Here is a 17260-nt window from a genome sequence, read left to right as displayed (position 1 = left end):
ATTTTCTATCAATAAAAAATTTATGAAAAGATTGTAAAAAAGTCATATTTTATAGTATACTAGGTTTGAATTGCTTCTATGAAAGTAAAATTATGGACAAAAAGGATGGAACTTTATGAAAATTGGGTTTGATAATGAAAAATACCTGCAAATGCAGTCTTCTCACATTCGTGAGCGAATCAATCAGTTTGACAACAAACTGTATCTCGAATTCGGTGGAAAGCTTTTCGATGACTATCATGCTTCCCGCGTGCTTCCTGGATTTCAGCCGGACAGCAAATTACATTTACTAAAAGAATTATCGGATACCGCAGAGATTGTGATCGTTATCAGTGCAGCCGATATTGAAGCCAACAAAATCCGCGGTGACCTTGGGATCACTTATGACACTGACGTTCTCCGCCTGAAAGACGAATTTGAAGCCAATGGTCTCTTTGTCGGAAGTGTTGTTATCACACAGTACTCCGGACAGAACAGTGCCGATCTTTTCAAAGGACGTCTGGAAAAGCTTGGCATTAAAGTTTATATCCATTATGTAATAGAAGGTTATCCTTCCAACATCCCGCTGATCGTAAGTGACGAAGGATACGGAAGGAACGAATATATTGAGACAAGCAGACCTCTGGTTGTCATCACCGCACCTGGACCTGGAAGTGGAAAGATGGCTACCTGCCTTTCCCAGCTCTATCATGAGCACAAGCGCGGAGTCCGCGCAGGATATGCCAAATTCGAAACCTTCCCGATCTGGAATATCCCGTTAAAGCATCCGGTCAACTTAGCATATGAAGCAGCTACTGCTGACCTTAACGATGTAAATATGATCGACCCGTTCCATCTGGAAGCTTACGGTGTTACTACCGTCAACTACAACCGTGACGTAGAGATCTTCCCTGTACTGAGTGCAATTTTTGAGCGCATTTACGGAGAAAATCCATACAAATCACCAACAGACATGGGTGTTAACATGGCTGGTAACTGCATCTGTGACGATGAAGTCTGCAAAGAAGCTTCCCGTCAGGAGATCATTCGCCGCTACTACCGCACCATGGACCGTTTCCTTTCCGGTGAATGCCCGAAGGAAGAGACTTATAAGGTCGAGCTTCTGATGAATCAGGCAGGAGTTACCGTACATGACCGTAAGGTTGTTGATGCCGCTCTTGCACGCGCTGAAGAAACCGGTGCACCGGCTGCCGCTCTGGAGCTTCCGGACGGACGCATCGTAACAGGAAAAACCTCTGACCTGCTTGGCGCATCTGCTGCCCTGATCCTGAACGCCTTAAAAGAACTCGCCGGAATCGATCATGATATGCACCTGATCTCACCGACTGCCCTGGAACCGATCCAGAAAGTTAAAACCGAATTCCTTGGAAGCAAGAACCCAAGACTTCACATCGATGAAGCTCTGATTGCACTTTCTATCAGTGCCTCTTCCAATCCGGTTGCTGAACAGGCACTCAGACAAGTCCCGAATTTAAAAGGCTGCCAGGCTCATGTATCCGTTATGCTTGCAAATGTAGATATCCGTCTGTTCCAGAAGTTATCCATCCAGGTTACATCTGAACCGAGATACGAGAAAAAACCGATCTATCAGTAGACAAATATTATATTTTTGATTTTTATACACCCATTTCAAAAAAAATTGTTGTATTTTTTTCTGGAATGGGTGTATACTTTTAAAGTATTTTATAGGGGAATTGATTTCAAGGGGAAATCAAAGTAGCGAGGGAGCCACATAAATTTGTTTTTATGGGGTTTTTTTCTATTTTTATCTGTCAGAAGGTTATACCGGACTTTTCTGATGAATAGAAATCGCATTCTATCTTATTTTTTACAGAACACAATGAGTAGTAGACAAAAAAAATTACCATAAGGAGGGAACTGGAACTATGGCAGTTAAGTATGTATTTGTTACCGGAGGCGTTGTCTCAGGTCTTGGAAAAGGAATCACAGCAGCTTCTCTTGGGCGTCTGCTCAAGGCACGCGGGTACACAGTTACAATGCAGAAATTTGATCCGTACATCAACATTGACCCGGGTACAATGAATCCGGTACAACACGGTGAAGTTTTTGTAACAGACGATGGAGCTGAGACAGACCTTGACCTTGGACATTATGAAAGATTTATCGATGAAAGTCTTACCAAGAACTCGAATGTAACGACAGGAAAGATTTACTGGTCCGTTCTTCAGAAAGAACGTCGTGGAGATTTTGGTGGAGGAACCGTACAGGTCATCCCGCATATCACGAATGAGATCAAGAGCCGTTTCTATCGTAACCCTGCAGCTACAGATACCGAGATTGCGATCATCGAAGTCGGTGGAACCGTCGGAGACATCGAAAGCCAGCCTTTCCTGGAATCTATCCGCCAGTTCCAACATGATATGGGACATGACAATGTTGCGCTGATCCACGTCACACTGATCCCATATCTGCATGCTTCCCAGGAGATGAAGACCAAACCGACTCAGGCAAGCGTAAAAGAATTACAGGGAATGGGAATCCAGCCGGATATTCTGGTCTGCCGTTCTGAGCATCCACTGGATCAGGGAATCAAAGACAAGATCGCCCTCTTCTGTAACGTGCCATCTGATCACGTTCTTCAGAACCTGGATGTGGAATACCTTTACGAAGCACCACTCGCCATGGAAGAAGAACATCTCGCTTCCGTTGTATGCGAATGCCTGAAGCTTGACTGTCCGGAACCGGATCTGAAAGACTGGAAAGAGATGGTCGAATGCCTGAAGCATCCGACACAGGATGTAACAGTCGCCCTGGTCGGCAAATATATCCAGCTCCATGACGCATACATCAGTGTTGTTGAAGCATTAAAACATGGTGGCATCTACAGCCACACAACCGTAAATATCAAATGGATTGACTCTGAAACTGTCACACCGGAAAATGTCGATGAACTTCTCGGTGATGTAAGTGGTATCCTCGTACCTGGTGGATTCGGTGACCGTGGTATCGAAGGTAAGATCGAAGCCATCAAATATGCAAGAACACATAAGGTTCCGTTCCTCGGACTCTGCCTTGGAATGCAGCTTGCCATCGTAGAATTTGCAAGAGACGTTGTCGGATATCATGATGCACACAGCGTTGAACTGAATCCAAACACTACACATCCGGTCATACACATCATGCCTGACCAGATCGGTATTGAAGACATCGGTGGAACCCTTCGTCTTGGTTCTTATCCTTGTGTTCTTAACAAAGAATCAAAAGCTTATAAATTATATGGAAAAGAGGAAATCCACGAACGTCATCGTCATCGTTATGAAGTCAACAATGACTACCGTGATGCTCTTACCCAGAACGGTATGCTCTTATCCGGACTTTCTCCGGACGGAAGAATCGTAGAGATGGTGGAAATTCCGGAACATCCTTGGTTCATCGGAACACAGGCACATCCGGAACTCAAATCCCGTCCGAACAAACCACATCCGCTGTTTAAGGGATTTGTGGAAGCTTCTCTGGAATATAGTAAAGAGAACTAAAATTATATTGTTTCTTCTAAATAAGCTCCAGGATCAACAATTATTTTGCTGATTCTGGAGCTTTTTCTTTATTCGTTCTTTTTTAGCCATTTTAGAATTCCGTACAAACATACGACTAATAAAACCGGGCCAAACCATTTCAGTATAAAAAGAAACGTGTATTTAATAGAGAAAATCCATTCACTATTTGCTGCTGAAATGCCATTTCCTGTTCTAATTTGAAATTGGATCCAGGTATCCAATGCAATGTAACCATAATATAAAAGCAACAGAACACCTAAAGGAATCGAAATCAGTAAAATATTATTTTTTCTTTTCATGCGATCATCTCCTCTTCCATTATTATTTTTTTATTACTTTAATTCTATATTATTTTCAGATTTATTTCAATATTTTTTCGTATTTACAGATTTTTCAGTCATTATGCACTATAAATTGTAGAAGTCGTTTGCGACATCTTCATTATACGCCGCAGTGCGCATCCTGCCGGAGGCTTTTATTACATAGGAAACGAAATTTCCTATGTAATAAAAAAACTGCCACCATCATCGGCGGCAGTAATAAACATTCTTCTATTCTTTTTAACTAGTTCTCATCAGCAATCTCAATCAGTTTATCCAGCAGTTCAGAATAACTATATCCCAAATCTTCCATCAGCTGTGGATACATGGAAATACTTGTAAATCCCGGAAGAGTATTGATCTCATTCAGGTAAACGTGATTGGTCTTCTTATCCAGGAAGAAATCTACACGGCTCAGTCCGTGTCCGTCAATTGCCTTAAAGGCACGAACAGCATACTTACGGATCTGTTCCTGAATCTCTTCATCTACTTTCGCAGGGATACATGTCTTACTCTCTGCATCTTCGTATTTGGATTCAAAGGTATAGAATTCACCATGAGGCATGATCTGTCCGACTCTGGATACGATGATGTCATCATTTCCAAGAACGGCTGTCTCAAGCTCGATACAGTCTACACATTCTTCTACAACGATGTGTGTATCATACTTCGCAGCTTCTTCCAGCTTTGCCATCAGATCTTCCTCTTTATCGCAGCGGTAACATCCAACACTGGATCCGGAACGGCTTGCCTTGATAAAGCATGGCATACCAAGTTCTTTCATAATCGAAGCTTCTACTTCTTCTGTTTCTTCCATGTCTTTTTCGACAACGACCAGTCTTCCGTCATTTCGTTTTTTCACATATACGGATTTAACCTGCGGAATTCCTGCACTTTCAAATACTTTCTTTGCAAAAATCTTATCCATACATGCACTGGATGCAAATACACGGCATCCTACATACGGAAGCTGTGCCAGTTCAAATAATCCCTGGATAGTTCCATCTTCTCCGTAAAGTCCGTGAAGTACCGGGAATGCAACATCCTGACTTCTCAGAAGATCGAATACACCTTCTACCACTTCTGCTCCGTCAAGCCAGGTATCTTTTGACAGGTCATTATCTTCCTGCTTTAAGATGTACCATTTCCCATCTTTTGCAATGCCGACAAGTGTAATCTCATATTTATCTTTATCCAGATGCTTCATCACTGAATTACAGGAAATTCGTGAAATTGAATGCTCACTGGACTGTCCGCCACAAACAACAAGTAACTTTTTCTTCATATCAGTTTCCCTCTGTTTCTTATCATATACTCTTCTCCGGTTCCCTCCGGATACTACTTAGAATAATTTACCACGTCCGCCATGCATTTACAATAAAAGTTTGGAATTTCAATAAATTTTTAAGCATTTTCCAGGCTTTCCACAAATGCAAACAGCTCTTCCATCGATCCCTGGTAATCGCTTTCGATTGGAAGATCCTTTTTATTTTCCTTCGTATCTGTAACAAGGAATGTCTTTACGCCGAGTTTCCGAATTGCAAGATCCTCTTCCACGTCATTTCCTACCATCAGACACTCTTCCGGTCTAAGATGAAACTGTTCAAGAATTGTTCGGTAATAGTCCACATTTGGCTTGCAGTAACAATTATCCTCATAAGTTGTGATCAGCTCAAAATCCTCTGCATCCAGTCCCGCCCATTTGATCCGGTTCATCGTTGCCACCTTTGGAAATACCGGATTGGTTGCAAGGTAGGTGCGGATTCCTTTTTCCTTTGCCTTTTTCACAACCTTGTCCGACAGACTGTTTGGCTGCGTCACCGCAATTGCCTGGTTAAATTCATTTGCATAGAAATCAAGGGCAATCCGTTCGGAATTCTCCGAATCCGTCGGAAGCAGTTCGTCCATATACTGCCAGAATGCTTCCCGGTTGGTACAACTTCCGTCATTATTCACCATCGCTCCATAGCCCTTCCACACGGATGCGATAAATGCTTTCGGATCAAAGGAAATCCCCTCGGATATATATTTTTTTGCCAGAAGCGGCATATAAAAGGTAACAAATTCGTCCTGGTTCATCGGAAGCAGCGTTCCGTCAAGATCAAATAAAATATGTCGAATGTGCATTATTCTTCCTCCAGATTCAGATGATGTAACTTTTTGTAATAAGAGTCCAGCGTATACAAAGCAGCCACCGGATTATTTCCAAGCACCCGATCCTTTACAACCAACGTTGTACTCGGCGCCTCGGCATATTTGTAAAAGAGGCTGTCATGTCCCACGCAAAGTCCCATCACGATATTGATGTCCGTCTTCTCTTTGTTCAGCATCTGCGCCTGCAGGATTGGGTTACACATATGAACTCCGACCTCCTCGCAGCGTTCCGGAATGCCGACCTCGGTCTTTGGAACTTCTCCGATCTTACAGCCCACACCGTACACTTCAAAGCCGTATTCTCTCAAAAGTCCTGCCAGCAGATGGCTTTCCTTTAAGAGTCCCACACAGCTTGCAATTCCGATCTTCTTGGCACCCAGTTTTTTTGCCCAGCGGATCGTCTCCTCCACACGGGTTGCCTGGCAGTAAAAATCGTGCTCGATCTCGGCACTTGCACGCATGATCTTCAGATCTTTTTCATCTCCCAGATAGGTATCAAGCGCCCTCTGCCGGTCTTTCAAGTCCATATTATGTGACACGCAAAATCCCGGATATGGTTTGTTGTTCTCTATATTCTGCTTTGCATTGCATTTCTTAACATTACAGTCTATACATGATAACTTTTTTGTTTCTTCCATGTTTTTGTGCCTCCTCCTGATATACTGATAAGGATAACTGGTATTTTGGGGAAATGCAAGTTAAAATACATCTGCTTTACCAGTCCCTCTGAAAAAAGACTAACCACCACCGTTATGATAGCACCCATGCTTTGATTATATCAGCCGTGAAATTTCACCACAGTAAATTTATCAGTTGGATTCCAACAAACTCTTATCAATGATCTGGAAATTCGCCCGGTGTATGTACAGCGCTTTCCCATCGATCATCAACTTCGTAAACTTTGGCAGATCATCCGGGATTTCCCAGTACACATCTTCTCCACTATACGCTACGATCGGCTGTCCCAGTTGGGATTTGATAACAACAACTCTGGCTTTTCCAAACATATTTTTATACTTATTCAGGACACCTGCAATCGCAGTATTGTCTGTAATCTTACCGCTTGCATTGCTTTCAATATCCTCCTGCGTAAAATCCACATCCGCTTTCAACGCGTCCTGCGCAAAAATACAGGTATCACCACAACTCTCGATTTCCTTTCCATCGATTGTAATCGTAATGACAGAGGAAAGCTCATATCCCGTGATAACATTACCGTCTGAACCATAGCTTGAAGTTTCCACTGCATTTCCCTGCACATTGATCTTGTCTCCTGTGGTTGTCATTACACGATTCCCGTAATTATCATAGGTCGTGATCGTGTACGAATTCCCCACTAATTTTCCTGTAATATCGTTCAATTTGGAGCTGAGCATACTGCATCCCGCAAGCGCTATAGTCATGACTGCGCATACTGCTGCCATTGCAAATCTTTTCTTTTTCATAAATTTTCTCCTTTGTCCTTTCGCAGAATCATCTTTTTGCCATTACCTTACTTTATCTGAAGTATCCCTGTATAATTATGTAAAATGTCGTCCGGCTGCATCGCATCCGATACCATGGCAATCTCAAGCTTATACTCTGTATCCTCATCACCAATTGATCCCTGAACCGGCACATACCGGTCAAAGCAAACATTTTGTTTCTTTTTTGTTGTGACAATTATCGTGACATAATCCTCCGTTGTCTGAAGCTTGTAGTAGATATCTTCTTCCGGGAATGTATCCCTTGCCCGGTCGATCATGTCCGCATAATTGTAATATTCCGATTTTTCACCAAGATCTGTCGTTTTTTCATCGATCGCATTCTGCAGCTTTTCTAAAACTGCTGCTGTCCTTGCCTCATTTTGCCTGCACTCGATCGCTGACGTAATATTCACATACAGTGAAATAACAAGTATAATCCCAGCCATAACCGCTATTGATGTTAGCCAGACCATGGCAAGCTTTGATTTCTTTTTCTTTACTTCCTCTTTTGTGAGATGGATATTCGAAAATTCGTTTACAAAATATATCGGATTTTCATTTCCGTAAGCAATAATCGCATCGACCGTGTCATAACCTCTTTCAACACTGTATTTCTGCCATACACCATATTCTGAGTAAAACTTTTCCAGCCTGTAATAGAACGATAAAAACCATCCTGTATATCGTTTTCTCCGGATAAAAAACGCACAAATCCCGCCAATAAGAATTGCAAAATATCCGACTCCCATTACGCCATAATAAAGACCTTCTATTTTCGATACCTGCTTTTCCGGCAATACCGCAAGTAACTGATATTCCCCATTCTTTTCTTTTTCCCAGTATGTCTGAAACCGACTGCCATAAGAATATTTGATCGGATCCATTCCAAGTTCTGCAAGTGTGTAACTTACATGCTCACCTTTATTCGGATTTTTCAAGCGCAATGACTCGCCATCCTCCTGCACAACTCCAATTACGCTCTTTTTTCCTATGAGAGAATATCCTGTTACACTTTCAAACGGATCATACTGACCGGCTCCGAAAAACCATACCAGTGAAAGGATCATATAAACGACAAAGAGTTTTATGAGTTCTTTCCACACGTTATATTTTAAAGACCTTTCTATGATCTCTTTTTCATGTGCCGGGATTCCGGGCAGTGTGCTGTACCAGGAAGCGAACCGCTCTCTTTTGGTTTCCTCATCCATTGCTTTTCTTAGATTCATTGCTGTTGCAAGCTGCATCTTCTTTTCCTCCTTTGTACATCTTCTTAAGGATAACTTGTATTTTTTTGAAATGCAAGCGTCCTCTGGTATTCTTCGAAAATCACCAAAATCATACGAACTACTTCATTTTCAAAAAATTCCTTTATATTTTTTTGACATCATTTTATTTTTGTGTTAAAATTCAGATACTAAGACATATACATCATTTAAATTCAATCAATTATACTTTGTAATTTTTAAGGAGGGATCATACCAATGTTCAATTTTAAATTTTATCTTCTTCCACTCCTCATCCTTTCAATTGGATTATCCGGATGTACAAAGCTAAATAAAGATGTCTCCAAAACACTCTCTATTGTTATAGAACCTGCTTTTAAGGAGCAGGTTCTTGATGCTGTAAAATATGCCACATCCAAAAATAACTCTCTGGAATTTGAAATTAAAATATTATCTCCTGATCCTGATAAAAGATCTGCAGAAATTCAGAAACTCCGTACACAGATCATGTCTGGAAAAGGTCCTGACTTATATCTTGTTAACTGTTCCACCGATGGAGCTGCGCAGATGAACGAACCTCTTTTTGAAAATCCTTATAAGGCAATGCAAAGTGGTGTATTCGCCTCATTGGATAAATATATGAAAAAAGATTCTTATTGGCAAAAGGAAAACTATAATCCGTCTTTTCTTCTCCCCGGTCAATATCAGGAAAGACAATATATTCTTCCTCTTTCCTGCCACTATAATATGTTAATCTCCGATACTGTACTTGATTATACACAGGAAAATGATACCTTAGAAGATTGGATTTCAAATATAAAAAGTTCTTCTGACCACGCTCTGAAAAATGCACTATTCGAATTAGATAATATCAGTGGTAACTGGTTTCAACCTGCTGCGGATTACAATTCCGGTCAGATTTTCTTTGATAAGGAAAAGTGGAGTAATTTCGCATTAGAATACTTATTATTTAAACAAGATTATTTAGAAAATGAAAAGACAAATAATACTGATACTAGCTCTTCGCATATTTTAATCTCATCTTTGGATGACATAAACGAACACACAACGCAAATAGACATAATCCCTGATATTCAGGGGAAAAAAATGGCTGCCATTCGTTGCTTTGGTGCTGTAAGTATGGCATCTGATTATAAAGAAGAAGCTTATCACTTCTTAATGTATTTTTTAAATAGCGTAATTCAAGAATCAACTAGTACTAATGGAATGTCACTAAGCGCAAATGGTGTCCTTGGAACAGATTATCCGGTACAAGTATCTGCCATCCGTACAAAACTGTCCTTCTTAGATCAGTCAAAACAGGATTTAGCTATAAAAGCATTTCAGTCCTTAGAAGGAGCATATTTTCCGACAGAAGTTGAACATTTTATTTATGAAGAGATTATAGAAAATAGTAGTTTATTATATGGTCCGCAAACTGATTTTAAAAAGATATGGCAAGATAAGCTCTCGGCTTTAGCAGACAAAGCATGGAATGATTATCATACACAGGTGACAGAATAGTTTTAAGTGAAAGCGAGCGTGATGCAATGAAAAAAAAGAAGAAGGGATTCTTACTGGCTTTCCCTGCAATATCAGGATTTCTTTTCTTTTATCTGATCCCATTTTTGATTGTTTTGTGGTATTCTGTTTCTTTTGGTATCGGAAAACGCGAATTTGTAGGTCTTGATAATTATAAAGAACTATTTAAAAATACAATGTTTTTACTGGCAGTAAAAAACACTTGTAAATATATGCTTGTTACAATACCAGTTACTTTAGGGACAGCTCTCTGTATTTCTGTAATTTTACAACAGATTACGAAAGGTCAGAAAATTTTCCGACTCTCTTTTCTTTATCCAATCATCATGCCAATCGCATCTATAGTTTTAGTCATCCAGTTTTTTTTCAAAAATAATGGTTTTTTGAATCTGATACTAAACTTTTTTTATCTTCCTGAAAAAGACTGGCTTCATACATCAAGCGCTTTTTGGATCATCTGTATTTTATATTTCTGGAAATTTGTTGGATATTATATTTTCATTTATTCTTCCAGACTTCAGATGATTCCGAAAGAATATTATGAATATGCCAGTCTTCACGGAGCCGGAAAATGGCAGAGCTTTTATTATATTACCTGTCCTATATTGTTTCCGGTTATCCTTTTTACATTAATACTCTCCATAATGAATGCGTTTAAATGCTACAGAGAAGCCTTTTTACTTGGCGGAACTCATCCAGACAACAGTATTTATTTTTTACAACATTTTATGAATAATAATTTACAAAATCTGAATTACCAAAAGGTTTCCGCCAGTGCAACTATTATTACCGTATTTATTCTTTTTCTAAGTGGTCTTATCTATATGATATACTATTTTCTAAAGAGGAGGACTGCCGATGCATAAGTACAAACAGTACACCCGGCTCTTTGTTTTTTCGATCATAGCCTTTATTTTTTTATTTCCAATTATCTATCTGATTGTATTTTCAGTTTTTCATTCAGATACCGGATTTTCTCTGATGAATTATTATAAAGTTTTTCTGGCAAAACCTGATTATCTGATAAAATTTTGGAGAAGCCTTGCCATGTGTCTGATGATTGCGGCAGGACAAACCCTTTTTTCCTGTATGTCAGGAACAGCATTTGCAAAATATTCTTTTCCTCTGAAAAAATTCTGGTTTATACTATTTGCACTATTTATGATTTTACCGATTCAGGTAACACTGCTGCCGAATTATATTTTATTAGAAAAACTAAAACTTTTAAACAGTTGGAAAGCTTTGATAATCCCTGCAATATTTTCACCTTTTGGAACTGTATGGCTTACTTTCGTTTTCCAGGCAATCCCAGATTCTACACTTGATGCCGCAAGAATGGATGGCGTAAATCAGCTACAAATGATTCGCTACATTATAGTTCCAAATTCAAAACCTGCCGTTATCACATTATTTATATTAGTATTTACAGAAAGCTGGAATATGGTTGAACAGCCTATCCTTTTTCTCGAAAAAGAAACCGACTATCCCCTTTCTGTTTTTCTCGCATCACTCAATCAAAATGCTGTTGGAATTCAATCCGTCTGTGGTCTACTATGTTTACTTCCAGTGACATTTTTCTTTTTATATTACAATACAGAATTGACGGATGGACTAAAAGATATTTTATGGAGTTGATAAAATGATGAAAAAGAAAACCTGGAATGCCGGATGTATGATCCTGATTTCTTTAATGATCTGTACTATTTTATCCATCCGTATAGAAAAATGGATGCAGATACCTGTAGAGATTGCAACGATCAGTCAGACAGAAGAAGAAAAGCTTAATTCTACCATCCGTATTCCCAAAAGTTGCTATAATACCGATACAAATATGATTTTTTATCTGGCAGAGCAAGAAGGAGTATTCGGAACAAAATTTCTCGCCTTTTCAAAGGCTGTCGATCCTCTTTCCATAACCGCAGATAGTATTCTTCTTCCGGAAGAAAAAGATGAAAAAGGACAACTTTTGCAGATCATAAAATGGTCTACATATCCATTAAAAGATGGAGATGAAGTCACCATCGATCAGGAAGGGGAACATAAAAAACAGTCTGGTGAAAACAGACGTATTTTAGAAAAGCAAAAATCTTTTTTCTTTTTGTTTGGAATGACCGTCCTGATTTTAATTTTTATCTTTGCTTTTGGAATTAAAGATTTGTATAAGTTTCCTGCCGGAGATTATAGAAAATGTGTCAGAGGAATGCTACTCATTCTGATTGGATTTGGTATCTTATGGAAAATTACTGCACTTGTGAATATTCCGCGAGAATATCTGCCTCCGGAATGTATATTGGATCTGGGATTTTATTTACATTAATCTATAAAACGGATAAAGTCAAACTGCTATATGAAAAAGTTTTAAATCGCAATAGCAGTTTGACTTTCTTCTTTTTATCCTATCAATACTTTTTTTCCTTCAAATGCAAAACCATAATGATGAATCTCTTCTTTTTTTAGACCTCTGTCATATAGTTCTGCATCATAACATTTTTCTTTAATCTGTGTCAGTGCCGTCTGCACAGTGTCTTCCAACGATTCTTCTCTTTTTATATTTCTCACTTTAATATCAGTCTGATCCGCAATGAGTCCCAGAACAAATCCATGATAAAATCGTTCCGGTTCATTTTGTCCTACATCAAAATAACTGAATGTTGTCATTATAATCTGATTCATATAATAGTTCATAGCATCTATATCATCACTTAATAATGCCTTCATGAACTGATTATAATTGGATTGATTCTTTGCGAACCATCCTTTAAACATAGTTGTAAACATTGCTGTTGTTTCCAGATTGGTGATTCGCAGATGATACCATGGCTCTAACAAAACGCCCCGATATTCTATCTGCTCTGCTTTCAGATAACCACTTACCAGCATCAGGCTCCAGATTGCATTCTCATCTTGATCAAGCTGCTCAAATACGATTTGTTCATCAAAATTAACTACGATTTCTTTTCCCTGCAGCAATTCTTCCATCTTTTCTTTGATGTCTGTGGAAGCTTTTCGAATCAGTTCATCAATCATACTATTTGAACTGGTATCTGCCCAATAAGGACGGACCTGTTTTTTATCTAAAAAATTAGTAATTGACCAAGGATTATAGATATCATGCGTATTTCCAAATACAAAACCATCATACCAGGACTTTACAAGCTTTTTCTGATTGTTCATCCCACGCTCTTCTAACGCCTGAAATACTTCTTCTTCCGAAAATCCGAAACAGGTTTCATACTCCGTTGATGTCGTTGTTACAACGTTAAGATTATTTAAATCTGAAAATACAGATTCTTTCGACACGCGTGTAATCCCTGTCATCATTGCTCTTTCCAAATATGGATTTGTCTTAAACGTTGCATTAAATAAACTTCTGATAAATGCTGTAAATTCTTTCCAATATCCATAGAGATAAGCTTCCTGCATCGGGGTATCATATTCATCCAGCAAAATAATAACTTTCTTTTTATAATACCGGCTCAGGCAATTTGCCAGATTTTTTACCGCATTACAGATTGTATCATTTGCCACCTGTTTTTTGATTCCTGGATTTTTTGCATAATAATCTAACTCTTCAAAGCATTTCCTCTCACCATCCGTAAGTTCATTACTTTCAAGCAGATACCTATGTTCTGAATAGGCTTCATTGATCGCCATGATAATCCCATCTCTGGCATCTTCATAATTACTGCCTTTAATTGCGGCAAAACTCAGAAAAATTACCGGATAGGTTCCTTGCATTTTACGATACTTTTCCTTTTTCCAGACTGCCAATCCTTTAAAAGGGTCTTCCCGTCCTGTAAATTGATTGGAAAAGAAACAATTCAGCATACTCATATTCAATGTTTTTCCAAATCTACGCGGTCTGGTGATCAAAGTAATTTCATCTTTTGATTCCCACCACTTACAGATCAGATCTGTTTTATCAATATAAAAACAATCATTCTCCCGAAGAGATACAAAATTCTGTTTTCCGATACTGATTACTTTTTGCATGAAAGATTTCCTCCCTTCCTGAATATCTATGGGTTATTATATCCTATTTGTTTCTTATCTTTCAACCGCTTATTTGTGTTAAATTTCTTTTCCTTCTGTGATGGTAAAATAGGTAAACTTTTTATGATCCATTTGAATTTTTATTGTGATGGAATGATTCTTTGATTTTTCTTCTTTTATCAATTCTAAGTCTACTTTTACAAAGTAACTATTAGATTCTTTTGTTATGTTAATGTCTATTAAATTGTAGGAATCGTATTGTTGCAGAATTTTTACTGGTAAATAATAAAATGTCTTTAAGAAAGATTGGAATGCCGCTTCTGTTATGAAGTATTTTTGCAAAGGCTGAGATAAGGATTGATTATCACTTCCGGTTTCCAGAATTTTTTTGTATTCTGTCTCTGCCCTGGAATCGTCATTTAGCCATTCATATATGAAAGTAGTAATTACTTCTTTGTCCGGCTGATATTTCTGCAACGATATTATGATTATCGCACAGAGAACAATAATAGTACCAATGGAACTGGATAATCTTTTTTTCATAGGCATTATTTTAAACCTCCTTTGTTCTTTATAAATATCATATATATGATTTTTATTGATGGCAATATTTTTTACAGTTTTTCATATTTATTTTTTGCTTCATTGATACACATTTTTACATGCGTTATACTGAAAAAAATGATTGCAAAACTTAAAAGCCGAAAATGAATCAACGAAATAAGGAACTATTATTGATCTAGATACTATAAAACTCAAAAACAAGTCAACAGAATAAGAATATTTTATTGACTTAGATACTGTAAAATTCAAAGCTAATCAACGAAATATGCAGATATAGTTGATTTAGAATTTCAGAAATTAAAAACAGATCAACAAATTCGTTTAATCTGGTTGATTGAAAATTACAGAAATCATAAATAAATCAACAAATTCGGCGTTGCTAGAGATGTTGGAAAATAATTGAATTAAATTTAGGGAACGCAAGACAGGCGCGGGAAGCGGAGCTGAAGCTCCTGTTCCGCTGGAGATTGATTAGTTTGTGGAATGATGCACTCTACTCTTTTGCCCCGCCACATACGCTGTGCTGCATTCGGCTAATGCTGTCGCATCATCCGAATGAGAGCTGGCGCTCTATATAAAAATAAAAAGATGCCAAAAATCATGCGAGCATGATTTTTGGCATCTTTCCATTTTTATGCACAGCTTGTAGCGTTTTCAAACTGCGAATTATACAATTCCGCATAAAACCCATTCTTCTCAAGTAGTTCTTCATGGTTCCCCTGTTCGATAATATCGCCGTCTTTCATTACCAGTATAAGATCTGCATCTCTGATGGTGGAGAGTCTGTGGGCGATTACGAAGCTGGTTCTGCCTTTCATGAGGTTATCCATGGCTTTCTGGATCTGGACTTCGGTTCTGGTGTCTACGGAGCTGGTAGCTTCATCGAGGATCAGGATCTTTGGATCAGCCAGGATGGCTCTGGCGATCGTGAGGAGCTGTTTCTGACCCTGGGATACGTTGCTGGCTTCTTCGTTGAGAATCATGTTGTATCCGCTTGGAAGAGTCTGGACGAAACGATGTACGTGGGCAGCTTTGGCTGCTGCTACGACTTCTTCGTGAGTGGCATCGAGTTTGCCGTATTTGATGTTATCTTCGATGCTTCCGCTGAACAGCCAGGTATCCTGAAGTACCATTCCAAACATCTGTCTGAGTTCGCTCCGGTTGAAGTCTTTGATGTTGTGTCCATCGATCTTGATTGCCCCGCTGTTGACATCATAGAAACGCATCAGCAGTTTGATCATGGTTGTCTTTCCGGCTCCGGTCGGTCCTACGATGGCGATCTTCTGACCTTCTTTTACTTTTGCAGAGAAATCATTGATGATGATATGCTCCGGATTGTATCCGAAGTGTACGTGTTCAAATTCTACATTTCCCTGTAATCCTTCTACAGATACTGGATTTTCGGCAAACTGATCTTCTTCTTTTTCGTCCAGGAATTCAAATACTCTCTCTGATGCAGCGGCTGTCGACTGGAGCATGTTTGCTACCTGTGCAACCTGCTGGATCGGCTGTGTAAAGGATCTTACATACTGGATGAAGGACTGGATATCTCCAACTTCGATGGTCTGTTTGATTGCAAGGTAACCACCTAAGATAGAAACTCCTACATATCCAAGGTTTCCGACAAACTGCATGATCGGCATCATCATTCCGGAAAGGAACTGTGATTTCCATGCAGAACGGAACAGGATATCATTAGTCTCATCAAATTCGCGGATCACGTCTTCTTCTTTATTGAATGCTTTGACAATATTATGTCCGCCATATACTTCTTCTACCTGACCATTGATATGTCCCAGATATTCCTGCTGGCTTTTGAAGTATTTCTGTGAGTGTTTTACGATTACAGAAATCAGTACCATAGATACCGGCAGGATCAGAAGTGCGATCACAGTCATCAGCGGACTGATACTGATCATCATGATCAGTACACCGATGATCGTTGTCACGGATGTGATCATCTGGGTTGCACTCTGGTTCAGGCTCTGGCTCAGAGTATCTACGTCATTGGTTACTCTGGAAAGTACCTCACCGTGTGTAGTCGTATCAAAATAATTCATCGGCATGCGGTTAATTTTCTCAGAAATTTCTTTTCGCATGCGATAGGTCAGCTTCTGTGATACGCCTGTCATGATATATCCCTGGATAAAGGAGAAACATGCGCTGATCACGTACAGACACAATAAAGTTAACAGGATTTTACCAATCTTTGTAAAATCAATTCCGCTGCCGCCGGATACTTTTCCGACCAGACCTTTGAAAATTTCGGTCGTCGCTTTTCCGAGAACCTTTGGTCCAATAATATTGAAAACCGTACTTCCGATTGCAAATATCATAACAAAGAAAATACCGATTTTATATTCACTAAGGTAAGTAAAAAGTTTCTTCATGGTACCTTTGAAGTCTTTTGCCTTCTCGCCGGTTCCCATTCTTCCATGTCCACCGCCCATAGGTCCTCTTCTTCTTGGCTGATTACTCAT

Annotated in this window: 15 protein-coding genes; 6 read left to right on the top strand and 9 right to left on the bottom strand. The window is 39.0% G+C overall.

The genetic code is table 11. The features are described from left to right. The first annotated feature begins 115 nt into the window (after nt 1-115). A complete protein-coding gene (locus tag PGR14_RS14715; protein WP_008374444.1) occupies nt 116-1594 on the top strand; it encodes a DUF1846 domain-containing protein in 1479 nt (492 codons plus the stop codon). A gap of 292 nt (nt 1595-1886) precedes the next feature. After that, nucleotides 1887-3497 carry a CTP synthase gene (locus PGR14_RS14710; RefSeq protein ID WP_055246750.1) on the top strand — a complete coding sequence of 537 codons (1611 nt, stop codon included), beginning with the start codon at nt 1887-1889 and terminating at the stop codon, nt 3495-3497. Nucleotides 3498-3565: 68 nt separating this feature from the next. Here the strand turns inward: PGR14_RS14710 and PGR14_RS14705 are convergent, their stop codons facing one another. The 6 genes from PGR14_RS14705 to PGR14_RS14680 all read right to left on the bottom strand — a co-directional run bounded on the left by PGR14_RS14705 (nt 3566) and on the right by PGR14_RS14680 (nt 8702). After that, the gene (locus PGR14_RS14705; RefSeq protein WP_055246752.1) at nt 3566-3817 is read right to left on the bottom strand and encodes a hypothetical protein; all 252 of its coding nucleotides are present in this window, start codon (nt 3815-3817) and stop codon (nt 3566-3568) included. A gap of 265 nt (nt 3818-4082) precedes the next feature. After that, nucleotides 4083-5123, bottom strand: a complete 1041-nt coding sequence (locus PGR14_RS14700) for a D-alanine--D-alanine ligase family protein (RefSeq protein WP_055246753.1) — start codon at nt 5121-5123, stop codon at nt 4083-4085. A 119-nt stretch (nt 5124-5242) separates the two neighbouring features. Further along, on the bottom strand, nt 5243-5965 hold the full coding sequence (locus tag PGR14_RS14695) for an HAD family hydrolase (protein ID WP_055156476.1): 723 nt from the start codon (nt 5963-5965) through the stop codon (nt 5243-5245). Next, nucleotides 5965-6630, bottom strand: coding sequence for a DUF1847 domain-containing protein (locus PGR14_RS14690; protein ID WP_055156474.1), 666 nt, complete (start codon nt 6628-6630; stop codon nt 5965-5967). Before PGR14_RS14690 ends, PGR14_RS14695 begins: the two co-directional genes overlap by 1 nt. A gap of 171 nt (nt 6631-6801) precedes the next feature. Continuing rightward, on the bottom strand, nt 6802-7437 hold the full coding sequence (locus PGR14_RS14685; protein WP_270223638.1) for a DUF5052 family protein: 636 nt from the start codon (nt 7435-7437) through the stop codon (nt 6802-6804). A 47-nt stretch (nt 7438-7484) separates the two neighbouring features. Continuing rightward, nucleotides 7485-8702, bottom strand: a complete 1218-nt coding sequence (locus tag PGR14_RS14680; protein ID WP_055246756.1) for a hypothetical protein — start codon at nt 8700-8702, stop codon at nt 7485-7487. Nucleotides 8703-8939: 237 nt separating this feature from the next. Between PGR14_RS14680 and PGR14_RS14675 the strand changes: the two genes are divergently transcribed. From PGR14_RS14675 to PGR14_RS14660, 4 genes are read left to right on the top strand one after another with little or no spacing between them, the layout of a single operon-like run. Further along, complete coding sequence (locus PGR14_RS14675) at nt 8940-10205, top strand: extracellular solute-binding protein (protein WP_055246758.1); 1266 nt, start codon at nt 8940-8942, stop codon at nt 10203-10205. 26 nt (nt 10206-10231) lie between these two features. After that, complete coding sequence (locus PGR14_RS14670; RefSeq protein WP_008374422.1) at nt 10232-11089, top strand: carbohydrate ABC transporter permease; 858 nt, start codon at nt 10232-10234, stop codon at nt 11087-11089. After that, nucleotides 11082-11858 (top strand): carbohydrate ABC transporter permease, encoded by a 777-nt coding sequence (locus PGR14_RS14665; RefSeq protein WP_022220100.1) that lies wholly within the window; start codon nt 11082-11084, stop codon nt 11856-11858. Before PGR14_RS14670 ends, PGR14_RS14665 begins: the two co-directional genes overlap by 8 nt. 4 nt (nt 11859-11862) lie before the next feature. Continuing rightward, on the top strand, nt 11863-12540 hold the full coding sequence (locus PGR14_RS14660; RefSeq protein ID WP_173687151.1) for a hypothetical protein: 678 nt from the start codon (nt 11863-11865) through the stop codon (nt 12538-12540). Nucleotides 12541-12614: 74 nt separating this feature from the next. Here PGR14_RS14660 and PGR14_RS14655 read toward each other — a convergent pair whose 3' ends face one another. From PGR14_RS14655 to PGR14_RS14645, 3 genes are all read right to left on the bottom strand, one after another. Then, nucleotides 12615-14216 carry an AAA family ATPase gene (locus PGR14_RS14655; protein WP_270223637.1) on the bottom strand — a complete coding sequence of 534 codons (1602 nt, stop codon included), beginning with the start codon at nt 14214-14216 and terminating at the stop codon, nt 12615-12617. 78 nt (nt 14217-14294) lie between these two features. Next, nucleotides 14295-14765, bottom strand: coding sequence for a hypothetical protein (locus tag PGR14_RS14650; protein ID WP_055246762.1), 471 nt, complete (start codon nt 14763-14765; stop codon nt 14295-14297). A gap of 647 nt (nt 14766-15412) precedes the next feature. After that, nucleotides 15413-17260 carry an ABC transporter ATP-binding protein gene (locus tag PGR14_RS14645; RefSeq protein ID WP_055156466.1) on the bottom strand — a complete coding sequence of 616 codons (1848 nt, stop codon included), beginning with the start codon at nt 17258-17260 and terminating at the stop codon, nt 15413-15415.

The sequence above is a fragment of the Coprococcus sp. AF99-45 genome (assembly GCF_027663865.1).
Lineage (GTDB): Bacteria > Bacillota > Clostridia > Lachnospirales > Lachnospiraceae > Allocoprococcus > Allocoprococcus comes.
The sequence above is the reverse complement of the archived record's forward strand: the minus strand, read 5'-3'. Positions and strand labels throughout refer to the sequence as shown.

Coding starts and splice junctions, on each gene's coding strand:
- PGR14_RS14715 (WP_008374444.1), top strand. CDS start 116: ATGAAAATTGGGTTTGATAATGAAAAATACCTGCAAATGCAGTCTTCT.
- PGR14_RS14710 (WP_055246750.1), top strand. CDS start 1,887: ATGGCAGTTAAGTATGTATTTGTTACCGGAGGCGTTGTCTCAGGTCTT.
- PGR14_RS14705 (WP_055246752.1), bottom strand. CDS start 3,817: ATGAAAAGAAAAAATAATATTTTACTGATTTCGATTCCTTTAGGTGTT.
- PGR14_RS14700 (WP_055246753.1), bottom strand. CDS start 5,123: ATGAAGAAAAAGTTACTTGTTGTTTGTGGCGGACAGTCCAGTGAGCAT.
- PGR14_RS14695 (WP_055156476.1), bottom strand. CDS start 5,965: ATGCACATTCGACATATTTTATTTGATCTTGACGGAACGCTGCTTCCG.
- PGR14_RS14690 (WP_055156474.1), bottom strand. CDS start 6,630: ATGGAAGAAACAAAAAAGTTATCATGTATAGACTGTAATGTTAAGAAA.
- PGR14_RS14685 (WP_270223638.1), bottom strand. CDS start 7,437: ATGAAAAAGAAAAGATTTGCAATGGCAGCAGTATGCGCAGTCATGACT.
- PGR14_RS14680 (WP_055246756.1), bottom strand. CDS start 8,702: ATGCAGCTTGCAACAGCAATGAATCTAAGAAAAGCAATGGATGAGGAA.
- PGR14_RS14675 (WP_055246758.1), top strand. CDS start 8,940: ATGTTCAATTTTAAATTTTATCTTCTTCCACTCCTCATCCTTTCAATT.
- PGR14_RS14670 (WP_008374422.1), top strand. CDS start 10,232: ATGAAAAAAAAGAAGAAGGGATTCTTACTGGCTTTCCCTGCAATATCA.
- PGR14_RS14665 (WP_022220100.1), top strand. CDS start 11,082: ATGCATAAGTACAAACAGTACACCCGGCTCTTTGTTTTTTCGATCATA.
- PGR14_RS14660 (WP_173687151.1), top strand. CDS start 11,863: ATGATGAAAAAGAAAACCTGGAATGCCGGATGTATGATCCTGATTTCT.
- PGR14_RS14655 (WP_270223637.1), bottom strand. CDS start 14,216: ATGCAAAAAGTAATCAGTATCGGAAAACAGAATTTTGTATCTCTTCGG.
- PGR14_RS14650 (WP_055246762.1), bottom strand. CDS start 14,765: ATGCCTATGAAAAAAAGATTATCCAGTTCCATTGGTACTATTATTGTT.
- PGR14_RS14645 (WP_055156466.1), bottom strand. CDS start 17,260: ATGAGTAATCAGCCAAGAAGAAGAGGACCTATGGGCGGTGGACATGGA.